Annotated in this window: 15 protein-coding genes and 1 pseudogene; 5 read left to right on the top strand and 11 right to left on the bottom strand. The window is 61.4% G+C overall.

Annotated features, from left to right (window positions below; translation table 11 throughout):
* Nucleotides 1-93 precede the first annotated feature (93 nt).
* The 3 genes from rdgB to rph are packed head-to-tail and all read right to left on the bottom strand — an operon-like array spanning nt 94 to nt 1,939.
* On the bottom strand, nt 94-741 hold the full coding sequence (rdgB, locus tag ASD00_RS01305) for an RdgB/HAM1 family non-canonical purine NTP pyrophosphatase (protein WP_025425673.1): 648 nt from the start codon (nt 739-741) through the stop codon (nt 94-96).
* A 41-nt stretch (nt 742-782) separates the two neighbouring features.
* Nucleotides 783-1,202: a VOC family protein gene (locus ASD00_RS01300; RefSeq protein WP_025425674.1), complete on the bottom strand. Its 420-nt coding sequence runs from the start codon at nt 1,200-1,202 to the stop codon at nt 783-785.
* Nucleotides 1,203-1,219: 17 nt separating this feature from the next.
* Nucleotides 1,220-1,939, bottom strand: coding sequence for a ribonuclease PH (gene rph, locus ASD00_RS01295; protein WP_025425675.1), 720 nt, complete (start codon nt 1,937-1,939; stop codon nt 1,220-1,222).
* 159 nt (nt 1,940-2,098) lie between these two features.
* On the opposite strand from rph, the gene hrcA reads away from it, so the two are divergent.
* Both hrcA and grpE read left to right on the top strand, forming a co-directional pair.
* Nucleotides 2,099-3,178: a heat-inducible transcriptional repressor HrcA gene (gene hrcA / locus ASD00_RS01290; protein ID WP_057204296.1), complete on the top strand. Its 1,080-nt coding sequence runs from the start codon at nt 2,099-2,101 to the stop codon at nt 3,176-3,178.
* 154 nt (nt 3,179-3,332) lie between these two features.
* Nucleotides 3,333-3,953, top strand: a pseudogene (gene grpE, locus ASD00_RS01285) (nucleotide exchange factor GrpE); the annotation flags it as partial.
* A 72-nt stretch (nt 3,954-4,025) separates the two neighbouring features.
* Here the strand turns inward: grpE and ASD00_RS01280 are convergent.
* Nucleotides 4,026-5,261, bottom strand: coding sequence for a D-arabinono-1,4-lactone oxidase (locus ASD00_RS01280; protein ID WP_025425678.1), 1,236 nt, complete (start codon nt 5,259-5,261; stop codon nt 4,026-4,028).
* 14 nt (nt 5,262-5,275) lie between these two features.
* Nucleotides 5,276-6,043: an SDR family NAD(P)-dependent oxidoreductase gene (locus tag ASD00_RS01275; RefSeq protein ID WP_025425679.1), complete on the bottom strand. Its 768-nt coding sequence runs from the start codon at nt 6,041-6,043 to the stop codon at nt 5,276-5,278.
* Nucleotides 6,044-6,180: 137 nt separating this feature from the next.
* Between ASD00_RS01275 and ASD00_RS01270 the strand changes: the two genes are divergently transcribed.
* Nucleotides 6,181-6,987 carry a helix-turn-helix transcriptional regulator gene (locus ASD00_RS01270; protein ID WP_025425680.1) on the top strand — a complete coding sequence of 269 codons (807 nt, stop codon included), beginning with the start codon at nt 6,181-6,183 and terminating at the stop codon, nt 6,985-6,987.
* Between the two features lie 20 nt (nt 6,988-7,007).
* Here the strand turns inward: ASD00_RS01270 and ptsN are convergent, their stop codons facing one another.
* The 6 genes from ptsN to lptC form a co-directional block, all read right to left on the bottom strand.
* Nucleotides 7,008-7,472, bottom strand: a complete 465-nt coding sequence (ptsN, locus tag ASD00_RS01265; RefSeq protein ID WP_025425681.1) for a PTS IIA-like nitrogen regulatory protein PtsN — start codon at nt 7,470-7,472, stop codon at nt 7,008-7,010.
* Nucleotides 7,473-7,644: 172 nt separating this feature from the next.
* Entirely contained in the window at nt 7,645-8,214 is a 570-nt protein-coding gene (raiA, locus tag ASD00_RS01260) for a ribosome-associated translation inhibitor RaiA (RefSeq protein ID WP_025425682.1), read from the bottom strand.
* 293 nt (nt 8,215-8,507) lie between these two features.
* Nucleotides 8,508-10,067 (bottom strand): RNA polymerase factor sigma-54, encoded by a 1,560-nt coding sequence (rpoN, locus tag ASD00_RS01255; RefSeq protein WP_025425683.1) that lies wholly within the window; start codon nt 10,065-10,067, stop codon nt 8,508-8,510.
* A gap of 142 nt (nt 10,068-10,209) precedes the next feature.
* Nucleotides 10,210-11,028 carry an LPS export ABC transporter ATP-binding protein gene (gene lptB, locus ASD00_RS01250; protein WP_025425684.1) on the bottom strand — a complete coding sequence of 273 codons (819 nt, stop codon included), beginning with the start codon at nt 11,026-11,028 and terminating at the stop codon, nt 10,210-10,212.
* Nucleotides 11,029-11,041: 13 nt separating this feature from the next.
* The gene (locus tag ASD00_RS01245) at nt 11,042-11,602 is read right to left on the bottom strand and encodes an LptA/OstA family protein (protein ID WP_025425685.1); all 561 of its coding nucleotides are present in this window, start codon (nt 11,600-11,602) and stop codon (nt 11,042-11,044) included.
* 14 nt (nt 11,603-11,616) lie between these two features.
* Complete coding sequence (lptC, locus tag ASD00_RS01240; protein WP_025425686.1) at nt 11,617-12,285, bottom strand: LPS export ABC transporter periplasmic protein LptC; 669 nt, start codon at nt 12,283-12,285, stop codon at nt 11,617-11,619.
* A 262-nt stretch (nt 12,286-12,547) separates the two neighbouring features.
* Here lptC and sppA point away from each other — a divergent pair, with 262 nt between their 5' ends.
* A complete protein-coding gene (gene sppA / locus ASD00_RS01235; protein WP_025425687.1) occupies nt 12,548-13,507 on the top strand; it encodes a signal peptide peptidase SppA in 960 nt (319 codons plus the stop codon).
* A 129-nt stretch (nt 13,508-13,636) separates the two neighbouring features.
* The gene (locus ASD00_RS01230; protein ID WP_025425688.1) at nt 13,637-13,939 is read left to right on the top strand and encodes an integration host factor subunit beta; all 303 of its coding nucleotides are present in this window, start codon (nt 13,637-13,639) and stop codon (nt 13,937-13,939) included.
* Nucleotides 13,940-14,020: the final 81 nt, after the last annotated feature.

Genomic DNA, 14,020 nt, shown 5'->3' with positions numbered 1-14,020 from the left:
CGTTGACCTTGGGCCGATCGACCCGAAGTCATGACCGCGATCGCTTCTAACAAATTGGAGCGGGATGTTGCGGAAAACCGCATACACGTTTCCTCAGCCCGCTCCAAGGCAGGTTTCGGCGAAGATCTTGAAGGCGCGGGCACGGTGCGACAGCGCTTCAGCATCGCCCGGCTTCCAGCCGTGTTTCTCGTCCGCGCTCATCTCGCCGAATGTAGTGTCGTAACCCTTCGGCTGAAAGACCGGATCGTAGCCAAAACCCTGGTCGCCGCGCGGCGGCCACACGACATGGCCCTCGACCTCGCCGCGGAAAAGTTCGACATGGCCGTCTGGCCAGGCAAGGCAAAGCACCGAGACGAAACGGGCCGTGCGTTTTTCAGGCGCACTTGCGCCCTTGCCCTGCAGCGCCTTTTCGACCTTTTCCATCGCCATGGCGAAATCGCGGCTGCCGTCTTCGCGTTCGGCCCAGTTGGCGGTGTAGACGCCAGGTGCGCCATCAAGTGCGTCGATCGCCAGGCCGGAATCGTCCGAAAGCGCCGGCAGGCCCGAGGCCTTGGCCGAGGCGAGCGCCTTGATCGTCGCGTTTTCCTCGAAGGTCGTGCCGGTCTCATCCGGTTCGACGAAGTCGAGGTCGGCTGCCGACTTGGCCTCGAAGCCGAGCGGCCCGATCAGGTCGCGGATCTCGCGGATCTTGCCGGCATTGTGGCTGGCGACGATGAGCGTCTTGTCATCCAGTGTGCGCATGATGTGTCGTCTCTTAAAAGATGCGGCGCGAAGGCCGCGGTTCATTCGATGGACCAGAGGCCCGGTTCCGCGCATTCGAGGCTGTTGCCGGCCGGATCGCGGAAGTAGAAGGAGCGCGTGCCGTTCGGCCAGACAACATCGGCTTCGATCGTGACACCCGCCGTTTCCAGCTTGGCCCTCCAGGCGTCGAGTGCCGACGCGGAAACGCGGAAGCACATGTGGCCCTGGCCGGTGGTGCCGTGCGGCGGCACCGGCAGGGCCGCATCCGGCGAAGGCGGTTTGACCGTTTCCGCAGGATTGAAAATCAGCAGAACGCCCGAGCCACAGCGAAAGAACACATGTCGGTTCTCCCGCCGTGTAATCTTCTCCAGCCCCAGCACACCGCTGTAGAAGGCCTCGGCGGCGTCGAGATCCGACGCATAGAGCGCAGTCTCAAGAATGCCATCCAGCGCCGGGGCCATCGTCTCCGTCCTTCTCGTCAGCCGGCGATCGCCTGCTTCTGCAGTGCGACAAGCTCGGCAATGCCGGTCTTTGCCAGTCCGAGCAGGCTTGCGAATTCCGCTTCGCTGAAGGGTTTGCCTTCGGCCGTGCCCTGGATCTCGACAATGCCGCCGGTGCCGGTCATGACGAAATTCGCGTCGGTCTCGGCGGCGGAATCTTCGAGGTAGTCGAGGTCGATGATCGACTGGTTGGCGAAGATGCCACAGGATATGGCGGCGACATGGTCCTTCAGGACCTTCTCGACCTTCACCATGTTGCGGGCTTCCATCCACTTCAGGCAGTCATGCAGCGCCACCCAGGCGCCGGTGATCGAGGCCGTGCGCGTGCCGCCATCAGCCTGGATGACGTCGCAGTCGATCGAGATCTGGCGTTCGCCGAGTGCGGGCAGATCGACGACGGCGCGCAGCGACCGGCCGATCAAGCGCTGGATTTCCTGGGTGCGGCCGCTCTGCTTGCCGCTCGAGGCTTCGCGACGCATGCGCTCGCCGGTGGCGCGCGGCAGCATGCCGTATTCGGCCGTCACCCAACCCTTGCCGCCGTTGCGCAGCCAGGCCGGAACCTTTTCCTCAAGGCTGGCTGTGCACAGCACGTGCGTATCGCCGAATCGCACCAGACAGGAGCCTTCCGCGTGCTTGGAGAAATTGCGCTCGAACGAAACCTTGCGCATTTGGTCGATTTTTCTGCCGGATGGCCGCATCATCAAACTCCTATCGTATCTGGTGAGCCTTCTAGAGCATGGCGCAGCCAAAGGGAACCGGTGGACAGCCGGGGATCGGGGCGATTTTTCCCTTTTGCTATCGGGCGCGGGGATCACTATATTTCCGGCGGCAGGATTGGCCTGCGAACATGGAGCGACATGGTACTGCGCAATCCCGGAGTGACCGATATCGCGGCGGCGCTGGACGAGCGTTCCGGTGAAATCTTCCGTCGCATCGTCGAAACCTATTTGAACAGCGGAGAGCCTCTCGGCTCACGCAACCTTTCGCGGTTGCTGCCGATGTCGCTGTCGCCGGCGTCCGTGCGCAATGTGATGAGCGACCTCGAAGATCTCGGGCTGATCTATTCGCCGCACATCAGCGCCGGCCGCCTGCCGACGCAGACGGGCCTGCGTTTCTTCGTCGACGCCTTCATGCAGGTCGGCAATCTCTCCCCAGAAGATCGTGCTTCGATCGATCGGCACGTGCGGTTGAGCGACCATGCCCAGCCGGTCGATACGCTGCTGGCAGAGGCAAGCCAGATGCTGTCGGGCATGTCGCGCGGCGCCGGCCTCGTGATCACCGCCAAGAACGATCCGGTGCTCAAGCATGTCGAATTCATCCGGCTGGCGCCCACCAAGGCGCTGGCCGTGCTCGTCGGCGAGCATGACCAGGTCGAAAACCGCATCATCGAGCTTCCCGCCGGCGTGACGAGCTCGCAACTGACGGAAGCAGCGAACTTCTTGAATGCCCATCTCGCCGGCCAGACGATCGGCGAGGTGCGCTCGCAGCTCGAAACCGTCAAGCAGACCGTGCGCAGCGAACTCGATGCCCTGTCCCAGGATCTGGTCGAGCGTGGACTGGCGATCTGGTCGGGCAACGAGGGCGATGAAAAGCCGGCACGGCTGATCGTTCGCGGCCGGGCCAACCTGCTCGAGGGCCTGGAGGGAACCGAGGATATCGACCGCCTGCGCATGCTCTTCGACGACCTGGAAAAGAAGGACAGCCTGATCGAGCTGCTTGACCTCGCAGAGAGCGGCCCGGGTGTCAGGATCTTCATCGGTTCGGAGAACAAGTTGTTTTCATTGTCCGGTTCGTCGCTGATCGTTGCGCCCTATCGCGACAGTGAAGATCGCATCGTCGGCGCCGTCGGCGTCATCGGTCCGACGCGGCTCAACTATTCGCGCATCGTGCCGATGGTCGATTATACCGCGCAGTTGATGTCGCGGCTTTCGCGCTGATCAGGCGCTTTTGGCCACAGGCAGCATTGAACCCTTGATTTTTCGGCCCTAAACCTCGATATCGGCATCAAATCCAGTCACTGGGCATTTTACGCCATGCGGCCATCGTTGCGCGCGGGCGTCGGAATGCGGAAGACAAGACAGACGAACACCGGAGAACGTCATGACCGACGAAACAAACAAGCACGGACACGAAGCTGCCGCGACCGACGAGGCAGTCAACGATACGCCCGAGGTTGTGGAAGCGGCGCCGGTTGCCGAGCCCGATCCGCTGGAGCTTGCAAGGGCTGAGAACAACGACCTGCGCGACAAGTATCTAAGGCTCGCCGCCGAAATGGACAACCTGCGCCGCCGCACCGAACGCGACGTCAAGGATGCCAAGTCCTATTCCGTTGCTGGTTTTGCCCGCGACATGCTCGCCGTCTCCGACAATCTGCGCCGTGCGCTCGATGCCATCCCGGCTGAAGCGAAGGAAGCCGGAGAAGCGGGCCTTACTGCCCTCATCGAAGGTGTCGAGATGACCGAGCGCGCCATGCTGTCGGCGCTGGAACGTCACGGCGTGAAGAAGCTTGAGCCGGAAGGCCAGAAGTTCGACCCGAACTTCCACCAGGCAATGTTCGAAATCCCGAACGCCGACGTGCCGAACAACACGGTGCTGCAGGTCGTTCAGGCCGGCTACACCATCGGCGACCGCGTGCTGCGCCCGGCCATGGTCGGCGTATCCAAGGGCGGCCCGAAGGCGGCAGCTACGGAAGGCGACAGCCCGGCGGCCTGAGCTGCGGTCTGATCCATTTCAACGCCGCGCGTCCACTCGGATGCGCGGCGTTTCTTGTTTTCGGCAATCATATCAACCGAACAACTGCCGCAGGTGATCGTTGAGGAAACGGCCCTCCGGGTCGACTTTCGCCCGTAATGCCCGGAAATCGCCGGATCGTGGATAGAGCGCAGTCACGTCCTCCGCGCCGAGGAAATGCAGCTTCCCCCAATGCGGCCGCGAGCCGTATTGGCGCAGGATCGTATCGACGTCTTTGAGATACTCCCAATAGTCCGTGCCCGGCTCGCCCGAGACGGAAAGCGTGATCGAATCCTGCTCGTAGAACGGGCTGATCCAGCCGGTGTCGCCTGCGGTGAAGCGGTATTCGATCGGGTAGATGCAGGTCGGGTGCTTTTCCAGCATCAGCTTGCGCACAGCTTTTACAGCCTCCTTGCCGTGGGCGATGGGCACCGCATATTCAAGTTCGTGGAAGTTCGGCACATACTCGATCGGATAGATCTCCGAGGAATAGGCGATCTTCTCGAACCCCTGCTCCATCGGCGGCCGGTCGGTGATGTCGATCACCTTCATCTCGCAGACGTCGGACGTCTTGTCCGTCGTCGAAACCGACGCGGTATCCGGCAGGCAATAGCAATGCCGGCTTTCGGAAACCGGGCACCAGAAGAAGCCGAAGTGCCGATGCTTGGCGGCGAGTTCGTCGTGCTGCTCGATCATCTCGTCGAATGTGCAGCGCCAGAGCTTTTCATGCAGGTTGTAGCTGTCCATCGCCTGCAGCGTGATCTCGGAGATCACGCCGAGCATGCCGATCGAGACGCGGGCCGCCTCCAGCAGGTCCGGCGTCGTCTCGTCGACGACGAGAATGCTGCCGTCGGGCTCAACGAGCCGCATGCCGACGATCTGCGAGGCCATGTTGCCAAGTGCTGCTCCCGTGCCGTGGGTGCCGGTGGTGAGCGCCCCAGCCAGCGCCTGGCTGTCGATGTCGCCCTGGTTGATCAGCGAGAGGCCGTTCGACTTCAATACCTTGCCCAATTGGTTGATCGTCGTTCCCGCCCGGACCGAGACGCGTTTGCGCGCCTGGTCGATGGCGACCACGCCCTGCATGTTGGCAAGCGTCAGGTGGAGCCCGCTGGTCAGCGCCACCGGCGTGAAGGAATGGCCGGAGCCGGCGCAGCGCACATTGAGCCCTTGCGACGTCGCCTCGCGGACCATTTCGGCGAGCGCCGCCTCGCTCTCGGGTGCACCGCGCTGGCGCACGATGCAGGATTGGTTTCCGACCCAGTTGCGCCAGTGGCCGCCCGTCTGAAGCATATCTTTCCCCTCTCTCAGACCGCTGTGAAGCAATTGTCGACGAACAGATGCGTGCCGTTGACGAAGCTTGCCTCGTCGCTGGCCAGAAACAGCGCGGCATTGGCGACCTCTTTCGGGTCGCACATCCGCCCCTGCTGGGCAGCGATCGCCGCTTCCGAGACATCGACGCCGTATTTACTGAGGCCCACCAGTTCGCGCTTGCCGTGATCGGTGGCGATGAAGCCGGGGCAGACGGCGTTGCAGCGGATGCCGCGGTCGCGGAACTCAACCGCGATGGCACGGGCGAACATGTGGCAGGCGCCCTTCGTCGTGTCGTAGAGCACTTCCATCGGCGTCGCCGCCACGGCCGAGATCGACGAGGTGCAGACGATGCTGCCGCCGCCGGCGGCGAGCATCCCTGGAAGCACCGCCTTGGTCATCAGGAACATGCTGCGCACGTTGACGGCCATCAGCCGGTCCCATTCGTCCTCTTCCGTCTCCAGAAAGGGCCCGACCGCCAGGATGCCGGCATGGTTGAAGAGAACGGTGATCGCGCCGAAGGCTGCTTCGACCGCCTTGACGGCCGAGCTCACCTGCGCAGAAATCGAGACGTCGGCCGGCGCGAAGATCGCATCGCCGCCGTTTGCGCGGATGGCGGCGGCAACCTCTTCGCCCTTGCTGCGTGGCAGATCGACGATGCCGACCTTGGCCCCTTCGCGGGCAAAGAGTTCGGATGCGGCAAGCCCGCAGCCACCGGCGCCACCACTGATCAAAGCCACTTTTCCGGAAAGTCTGCCTGCCATCGTGTCCCCCTGTGCTCAAGCGTCGCGGCTAAACACGTGCTACGATCTTGGTCCCTCGTGGGATGAATTATTGTTGACGAAGAGGGGGCTGTCGATATCCCATGCGGGATACGGGGGTAGGGGAGAGTTCGACGCGGATGCTGGCTCGGGAGTCGGCCGATATTTCGGCCATGATCGGATTGATCGGAACACAGGATTTCGGCGGCGCGCTCGATCGCATGCTGCGCTCGGTCGCAAGCTTCGATCTCTCGGTTGCCTTCGCCTATCCCTATGATAACAGACCGATCGTGCTGCATGACGGCTACACCGCCAAGGTGTCCGCCAGCGCGCTTTCTGCCTATCTCGGCGGCGCCTATCTGCTTGACCCGTTCTATGTTGCCTGCAGCTCCGGCCAGCCGCAGGGGCTATGGCGCATGCGCGAACTTGCGCCTGACCGGTTCTTCCATTCGGAGTTTTCAAGCTCGGCCGAGGTGCATCCCTGCATCTCGATGGAAAGCGGGGTTCTGGTCGAAGAGATTGGCTTCGTCATTCCGCTCGATGACAGCGTGCAGGCCACCTATTCGCTGATGCGCGGCCGCGGCGGCACGCCGTTCAGCGACGAGGAACTGGAGCGCTTGCGGGTCTACGAGCCGATCGTGCGAGAGGCCGTGCGTTCGAACTGGCGCCAGCAAAGCCATGCCGTGGCGGCGACGCCTCGGCCCGACGACGCGATCGAAACCGCTTTCGACAGCCTCTGCGCCGACCGCCTGACCCGGCAGCAACGCAACATCGTCCGCCTGATCCTGCGCGGGCACAGCAACCTGTCGATCGGCAAGACGATGAACATCGCCGAAGGAACCGTCCGCATTCACCGCAAGAACATTTATCGCCGGCTCGGTATTTCGAGCCAGGGCGCACTGTTTCGAATTTTCATTGATCATTTGAACCGCCGTCAGCTTTACTGACGGCCGGTCCGGGCCGTGGCTCAGGCGGCGTGCGAGGTCGTGTCCTCGTTGAGCAGCGTGTAGATCGCGCTGGCGGAATCGCTCGATCGGATCTTCGCCACCATGTCGTGGTCGCGCAGTACGCGGGCGATGCGCGACAATGCCTTGAGATGGTCGGCGCCGGCGCCTTCGGGCGCCAGGAGCAGGAAGACGAGGTCGACAGGCTGGTCGTCGAGCGCTTCGAAATCGACCGGCGTGTCCAGCCGCGCAAAGATCCCGATGATCGACGGCAGGTTGTTGAGCTTGCCGTGCGGGATAGCAATGCCGTTGCCGACGCCCGTGGAGCCCAGCCGTTCACGCTGCAGGATGACATCGAAGATTTCGCGTTCCGGAAGGCCGGTGATCTTTGCCGCTTTAGCCGCCAATTCCTGAAGGAGCTGTTTTTTCGAGTTGGCCCTCATGGCCGGGATGATCGCATTTTGGTGCAGTAAGCCTGCCAATGCCATTCTTTTGTCCTCGTTCGCCGGTTAGAGCCGGACAACATCATCATAAATGCGTCGCAATGGCTCTAACCATCTTTGTCTTGGCGGGTGCCATGCACAGAAAAGTCGTATTTTCCGGCCTGTCCGCTGATCCAAGTGGCGGGAGCGCCGGCGCACCGGCACTCCCTTTTTCCACTCATCCCTTGATATTGGCGGCGTCAATCCAGCCAATATTTCCGTCGTTGCGTCTGTAGACGATATTCAACTCTGCCTTGCCGGGAGTGCGGAACATGAGGACGGGTTCATCCGTCATGTCGAGCGCCATCACGGCGCTGGCGACAGACATCGTCCTCAGGTGTTTCGAGCTTTCGGCGACGATCGTCGGTGCGTAATCCTCGGGGACTTCGTCATCCTCGAATGGCACCGAGTCCATCACTGTGTATGCCACCTCGGTACCTTGACCATTACCGTTGTGGTGGTCCTTGAGCTTGCGCTTGTAGCGACGTAGGCGCTTTTCGATGCGCTCCGACGCTGCGTCAAAGGCAGCCTGAGGGTCATTGGCCTGTCCATTCGCCTGCATAACCACGCCCGTATCGAGATGAAGCTTGCAGTCGGCGCTAAAGCGCGGTCCAGACTTTTCCACAGTGACCTGGCTTGAATATCCTCCGTCGAAATATTTGGTAACGGCCTGCTCGATCTGATCGCCAATGCGGGCGCGGAACGAATCGCCGATTTCCATCTGTTTACCGGATACACGCACACTCATGGAGTTTCCTCTCTATTTCGTGATTTGCGTAGCCAGTCTATTCCAAGCGCTCTCGTCATCCAAGCCTTTCACGCTTGCGGGAGCCTCTCTGTCGCACCTACCGGTCGTGCCGGCCGCCTGAGGAAGACCGTGTCCTCGGCAATTGCGGCGGGCTCATATCCCCTGCGTCGCGGAGAGTCAATTGAAGGTCGCAAAAAAGTTAATACGCTTTAACCTTGCGTCGTCGCTTTAGGCTCTTTTTCTTTCGCATGTCGTCGTCGCAAAACCGCTGAAAAACTGTTGCGCGACCTGCTTTAGAAGCCCGATACCTTGGCCAGCGCCCGCTTTTCGCGCCGTCGCTGCACGGAGGAGGGGATGTTCATCGCTTCGCGATATTTCGCCACCGTGCGTCGCGCGATGTCGACGCCGGCCTGCTTGAGGCTGTCGACGATATCGTCGTCGGAAAGCACCGCATCGGCGACTTCCTGCTGGATCATCATGCGGATGCGGTGACGCACGGACTCAGCCGAATGGCTGTCGCCGCCCTCGGCCGAACCGATGGAGACGGTGAAGAAATACTTCAGCTCGAACAGCCCACGCGGCGTCAGCATGTACTTGTTCGAGGTGACGCGGCTTACCGTCGACTCGTGCATCTTGATCGCATCGGCGACGGTTTTCAGGTTGAGCGGTCGCAGATGCCCGACGCCATGGACGAGGAACGCGTCCTGCTGGCGAACGATCTCGGTGGCGACCTTCATGATCGTCCTGGCGCGCTGATCGAGGCTGCGGGTCAGCCAGTTGGCGGTCTGCAGGCATTCATTGAGAAAGGCCTGGTCCGCGCTGTTCTTCTCGGTGCCGCGCGACACCGTGGTGTAGTAGGCTTGGTTGACGAGGACGCGCGGCAGGGCGTCCGGGTTGAGTTCGATCAGCCAGGTTCCGTCGGGTGCCGCCCGCACGACGATATCGGGAACGATCGCCTCGCTAACGCTGGTCTCGAAGCTCGTTCCCGGTTTCGGGTCGAGCTTGCGGATTTCGGCGAGCATATCGATCAGGTCTTCCTCATCGACGCCGCAGATTTTCTTCAAGCTGGCAAAATCGCGCCGCGCCAGAAGCTCTAGGTTGGCGATGAGGGCTTCCATCGCCGGATCGAGGCGATCGCGAAGGCGCAGCTGAATGGCGAGGCATTCGCTGAGTGTGCGTGCGAAGACACCTGGCGGGTCGAACTGCTGCAGCGTGAGGAGGACGCGGGTGACGTCGGCGCCGGATGCGCCGAGGCGTTCGGCGACCTCCTGCAGATCAGCCTGAAGATAGCCTGCCTCGTCGAGCTGGTCGATCAGGTGCTGGGCAATCAGCCGGTCGGATGGGACGGACAACGCAAAGGGCAATTGCTCCAGAAGCGTCTCGCGCAGGCTCTTGGCGCCGGCCACGAAGTCGTCGAAATCGTAGTCGCCTCCTTCGCCGCTGCCGGGCATCGATTTCCACTGGCCGAGCAGTTCCGGCGCGTCGGCGCGTTGCGGCGCCGTGTCGTCCTGGTAGACATTGCCGAAATCCGCATCGAGCTGTTCATTGAGCCGCGCCCCATCGGTTGCCGTGGCATTGTCGTAGAGATCGCGCTGGCCGGATGCCTCATCCGTTCCGCCGAAGTCTTCACCGGATGCCTGCCCCGCTTCTTCGCGGCTGCCGTGCTCGGAGCTTCCACCGAACTCGTCGTCACCGCCGTGAAGCTCGAGCAGCGGATTCTTTTCGACTTCCTGCGCGATGAAATGGTTGAGTTCCAGATGCGTCATCTGCAGCAGCTGAATCGATTGCATCAGCTGCGGGGTCATGACCAGCGACTGTGACTGGCGCAGATGAAGGCTGGCCGACAATGCCATGCGGACGTGAAACTCCCGATGAAATCTCCACCGGTCGCATCGTTGGCGGGCCGGTTTTTCAATTGGCCCAAAAATTGCTTATTGCAGGGGTTTGGTCAAGCGCGACCGCGGGGCGAGATGCCGGATTCGCCCGCGGATCGCATCAGAGGCTGAAATTATCGCCGAGATAGAGCCGGCGCACGTCCGGATTGGTGACGATATCGTTGGCGCGGCCGTGGGTCAGCACTTCGCCGGCATGGATGATGTAGGCCCGGTCGATCAGGCCAAGGGTCTCGCGCACATTATGGTCGGTGATGAGTACGCCGATACCGCGCGACGTCAGGTGTCGCACCAGCGCCTGGATGTCGGCGACGGAAATCGGGTCGACGCCGGCAAAGGGCTCGTCGAGCAGCATGAAGGTCGGGTCGGTGGCAAGCGCTCGGGCAATTTCGAGACGTCGCCGCTCGCCGCCGGAAAGGGCGATCGCCGGCGACTTGCGCAGATGCGTGATGTTGAACTCGCCGAGCAGGTCGTTGAGCTTGCTCTCGCGGCGCTCCAGGTTCTTATCGTGCACTTCGAGAACGGCGCGGATGTTGTCCTCGACCGTCAGGCCGCGAAAGATCGAGGCTTCCTGCGGCAGGTAGCCGACGCCGAGGCGGGCGCGGCGATACATCGGCATCGTCGTCACGTCGTTGCCATTGATCTCAATCGAGCCTTCGTCGACAGGCACGAGGCCGGTGATCATGTAGAAGCATGTGGTCTTGCCGGCACCGTTCGGGCCGAGGAGACCGACTGCCTCCCCGCGGCGAACGACCAGCGACACACCATTGACCACGCGCCGCTCGCGATAGGACTTTGTCAGGCCACGCGCGATCAGTGTGCCGTCATAACGCGCCTTGTCGACCGCGTGACCGGTCGCGGCTGGTGTGGCCGCCGACGGTTTGCGGACGCGCTTGCGCTTGTGAAGGAAGGGGAGTTGCACGAGCGGGTCTACGTCAGTTCTTCTTCTGTGACTTCGGGTCGAGCTGGATCTGCACCCGACCGCCACAGGCTTCGAGCTGCGCTTCGCCCGTGTTCATCTGCACATTCAATTGGCAGCCGACGAACACGTTCTTGCCTTCCGACAGAACGACCTTCTCGCCCTTCAATACGAAGGTCTGCTTGGTCATGTTGAACTCGCCGCTGTCAGCGGTTGCCTGCTGGGTGCCGGAGCTGAGGAAGACGCGCTGGCTGACTTCGATCCGCTCGATGTCGGCGTCGCCGCTCGAGACCGAGCCTGCGCCGGACTTGTAGAAGACCGTCATGCTCCCGGCCTGAAGCGTCGTTGTGCCCTGCACGACCTTGACGTTCCCGGTAAAGATCGCCTTGCTTTCTGGGTCCTTGATTTCAAGCTTGTCGCTTTCGATCTGGATCGGCTTGTCGTTCGACAATTCGAGGCCCTTCATCTTGCTCGATGTGGCCTGGGCTGACGCGCCTGAAACGATCATCAATGCGCCGATGCCGGCAACGGCCAGGCTGGCTGAAATCCTGAAAAAAGTAGCGGGTAAAACCGACATGGATGCACCAGATCCTAATTCGTGTTCTTGCGGATGGCGGCGGGTTCGAGATTGACCCTCACCATGCCCTCGAATGTTACTATGCGTCCCTTATCCGTCATTCGCAGCCGCTGCGCAATGATCGAACCGCCCTTCATGCTGATCGCAATCGGTTGTTTTGTTTCCATTTCGCCGGCATTGATGTCCAGATAGGCCGATTGGAAATCGGCGTTGACGCCATTATTCATTGTAATCGTGAACGGGGCGTTCATGTCGAGCGTGTTGGCCCCGCGGTCGTAGATGCCGTTGGTCGCGTCCACCGTGGCGATCAGCTTTTCGTTCACCGGCATTTCGGCATGGATCGTCTGCAGCGTGATGATATCGGGATTGACGATATCCTGCAGCGCGCGCTGCGCCTTCATCGAATAGCTGATGCCCTGCTTGTTGCGCCCGGCAATCGCAGGGTTCTGCATGACGATCTTGCCATCCTCGATCGTTGCACTGTCGAGCTGCAGATCGACCGGCATGAAGGCGCGCACGAAGGAAATGGCGGCAAAGATCGCCGCGATGATGCCGGCGACGACAGGCAGGATGATCTTCAGACGCCGGACGCGCGCCGAATGCCGCGCCGCGAGCGCGTAGGCGTCCGACGAGCTCGCACCCGAATCGGCAAAGAAGCCGGGGGCTGGCGCATGATCTAACATGTGAAGACCTGTTGGTTCCGTTGCTTTCCCGCGGATCGTCGAGAACCGCATTTTACATACATTCGTGTAAGTCGTCGCAAATATGGATACTTTTTGCAGCTGCACAATGGCGCCGCAAAAAACTTCGTGAAGACAGGAAAACGGCGGGCACGGCTTTTAACCGTGACCGACCGCGTCTATTGAATATGCCACCTGCCGCGCAGATAGCATGTTCCATCGGAAACTGACAGAAGCTGCGCCAACAAATTCGGGAGAAACCCACATGGATGAACTAGCCATCGCCGATCGCCGCAGCCTGCGCAGGAAGCTGAGTTTCTGGCGCTGGATCGTCGCCGGCCTGCTCGCCGTCGTGGCATTGGTCATTCTGTTCTGGTCGGGCTGGGCGGAGACCGCAGGGCGTGCCCGCGATCATGTTGCCCGTGTGACGATTTCGGGATTGATCCAGGACGATCGCGAATTGCTGGAGCGGCTTCAACGGATCGAGGACAACGATTCGGTCAAGGCACTGGTGGTCACCATATCGTCGCCCGGCGGCACCACCTATGGCGGCGAGGTCATCTACAAGGCGATCCGCAAGGTCGCCGCCAAGAAGCCGGTGGTTTCCGATATTCGCACGCTAGCCGCCTCCGCCGGCTACATGATCGCGCTTGCCGGCGATACGATTATCGCCGGCGAAAGCTCGATCACCGGCTCGATCGGCGTCATCTTCCAGTATCCCCAGGTCAAGGAGCTGATGGACAAGCTTGGCGTCTCGCTGGAATCGATCAAGTCGCGGCCGCTGAAGGCCGAGCCGTCCCCCTTCCATCCCGCGAGCGATGAAGCCAAGGCAATGATCCAGGCGATGATCGATGACAGCTATGGCTGGTTCGTCGATATGGTGGCAGAGCGTCGCAAGCTGTCGCGCGACGAGGCGCTTCTGCTGGCCGACGGGCGGATTTTCACCGGCCGCCAGGCGCTGGGCCTGAAGCTCGTCGACAAGCTTGGCGGCGATGACGAAGTCCGCACCTTCCTGGCCGACAGGAAAGTGTCGAAGGACCTTCCTCTGGTTGATTGGGATGCGCCGCGCCGGACTCTGCCTTTCGGCCTCGGATCGGCCGTCTCGGAGTGGGTCAAGATGTTGGGATATGACGCTTTTCCGGCCATGAGGGGTCTCGAAAAAATCGGGGGTGACAAGTTGTTTCTTGACGGTCTTGTTTCGGTTTGGCAGGTTGATGCTCAATGAGGATGGCAGCATATGCCCAGCCTGATCCGTAACATGGCCGCCCGCGCCAAGTGAGCGTCGGCCATATTCTTGCGGCAATCACAATGCAGACCGAAAAAGCAAAACAAACAAGAATTTAAGGGGGCGACAGTGATCAAGTCAGAACTGGTGCAGATTGTTGCAGCTCGCAATCCGCATCTCTATCACCGCGACGTCGAAAACATCGTCAACGCGGTGCTCGATGAGATCACAGATGCGCTGGCTGCCGGAAACCGTGTCGAACTGCGCGGTTTCGGTGCTTTCTCCGTCAAGAACCGGCCGTCGCGCTCCGGTCGCAATCCGCGCACCGGCGATTCGGTTTTTGTCGAGGAAAAGTGGGTGCCGTTCTTCAAGACCGGCAAGGAGCTGCGCGAGCGGCTGAACCCGGGCATGAACGGGGACGATGAAGACTGATCATCCCGCCCGATCGTCATGAGTCCGGATTGTCGCCATCGCTGCCAAGGCCTGTCGATGATCCGGAAAACTGGAGCGGCT

It is taken from the genome of Ensifer sp. Root31 (assembly GCF_001424825.1).
GTDB classification, from domain to species: domain Bacteria; phylum Pseudomonadota; class Alphaproteobacteria; order Rhizobiales; family Rhizobiaceae; genus Ensifer; species Ensifer canadensis.
This window is presented reverse-complemented; position numbering and strand designations above follow the sequence as displayed.

Coding starts and splice junctions, on each gene's coding strand:
- rph (WP_025425675.1), bottom strand. CDS start 1,939: ATGCGGCCATCCGGCAGAAAAATCGACCAAATGCGCAAGGTTTCGTTC.
- ASD00_RS01275 (WP_025425679.1), bottom strand. CDS start 6,043: ATGGCAGGCAGACTTTCCGGAAAAGTGGCTTTGATCAGTGGTGGCGCC.
- rpoN (WP_025425683.1), bottom strand. CDS start 10,067: ATGGCATTGTCGGCCAGCCTTCATCTGCGCCAGTCACAGTCGCTGGTC.
- ptsN (WP_025425681.1), bottom strand. CDS start 7,472: ATGGCATTGGCAGGCTTACTGCACCAAAATGCGATCATCCCGGCCATG.
- ASD00_RS01270 (WP_025425680.1), top strand. CDS start 6,181: ATGCTGGCTCGGGAGTCGGCCGATATTTCGGCCATGATCGGATTGATC.
- sppA (WP_025425687.1), top strand. CDS start 12,548: ATGGATGAACTAGCCATCGCCGATCGCCGCAGCCTGCGCAGGAAGCTG.
- ASD00_RS01300 (WP_025425674.1), bottom strand. CDS start 1,202: ATGGCCCCGGCGCTGGATGGCATTCTTGAGACTGCGCTCTATGCGTCG.
- ASD00_RS01280 (WP_025425678.1), bottom strand. CDS start 5,261: ATGCTTCAGACGGGCGGCCACTGGCGCAACTGGGTCGGAAACCAATCC.
- hrcA (WP_057204296.1), top strand. CDS start 2,099: ATGGTACTGCGCAATCCCGGAGTGACCGATATCGCGGCGGCGCTGGAC.
- raiA (WP_025425682.1), bottom strand. CDS start 8,214: ATGAGTGTGCGTGTATCCGGTAAACAGATGGAAATCGGCGATTCGTTC.
- ASD00_RS01245 (WP_025425685.1), bottom strand. CDS start 11,602: ATGTCGGTTTTACCCGCTACTTTTTTCAGGATTTCAGCCAGCCTGGCC.
- rdgB (WP_025425673.1), bottom strand. CDS start 741: ATGCGCACACTGGATGACAAGACGCTCATCGTCGCCAGCCACAATGCC.
- lptC (WP_025425686.1), bottom strand. CDS start 12,285: ATGTTAGATCATGCGCCAGCCCCCGGCTTCTTTGCCGATTCGGGTGCG.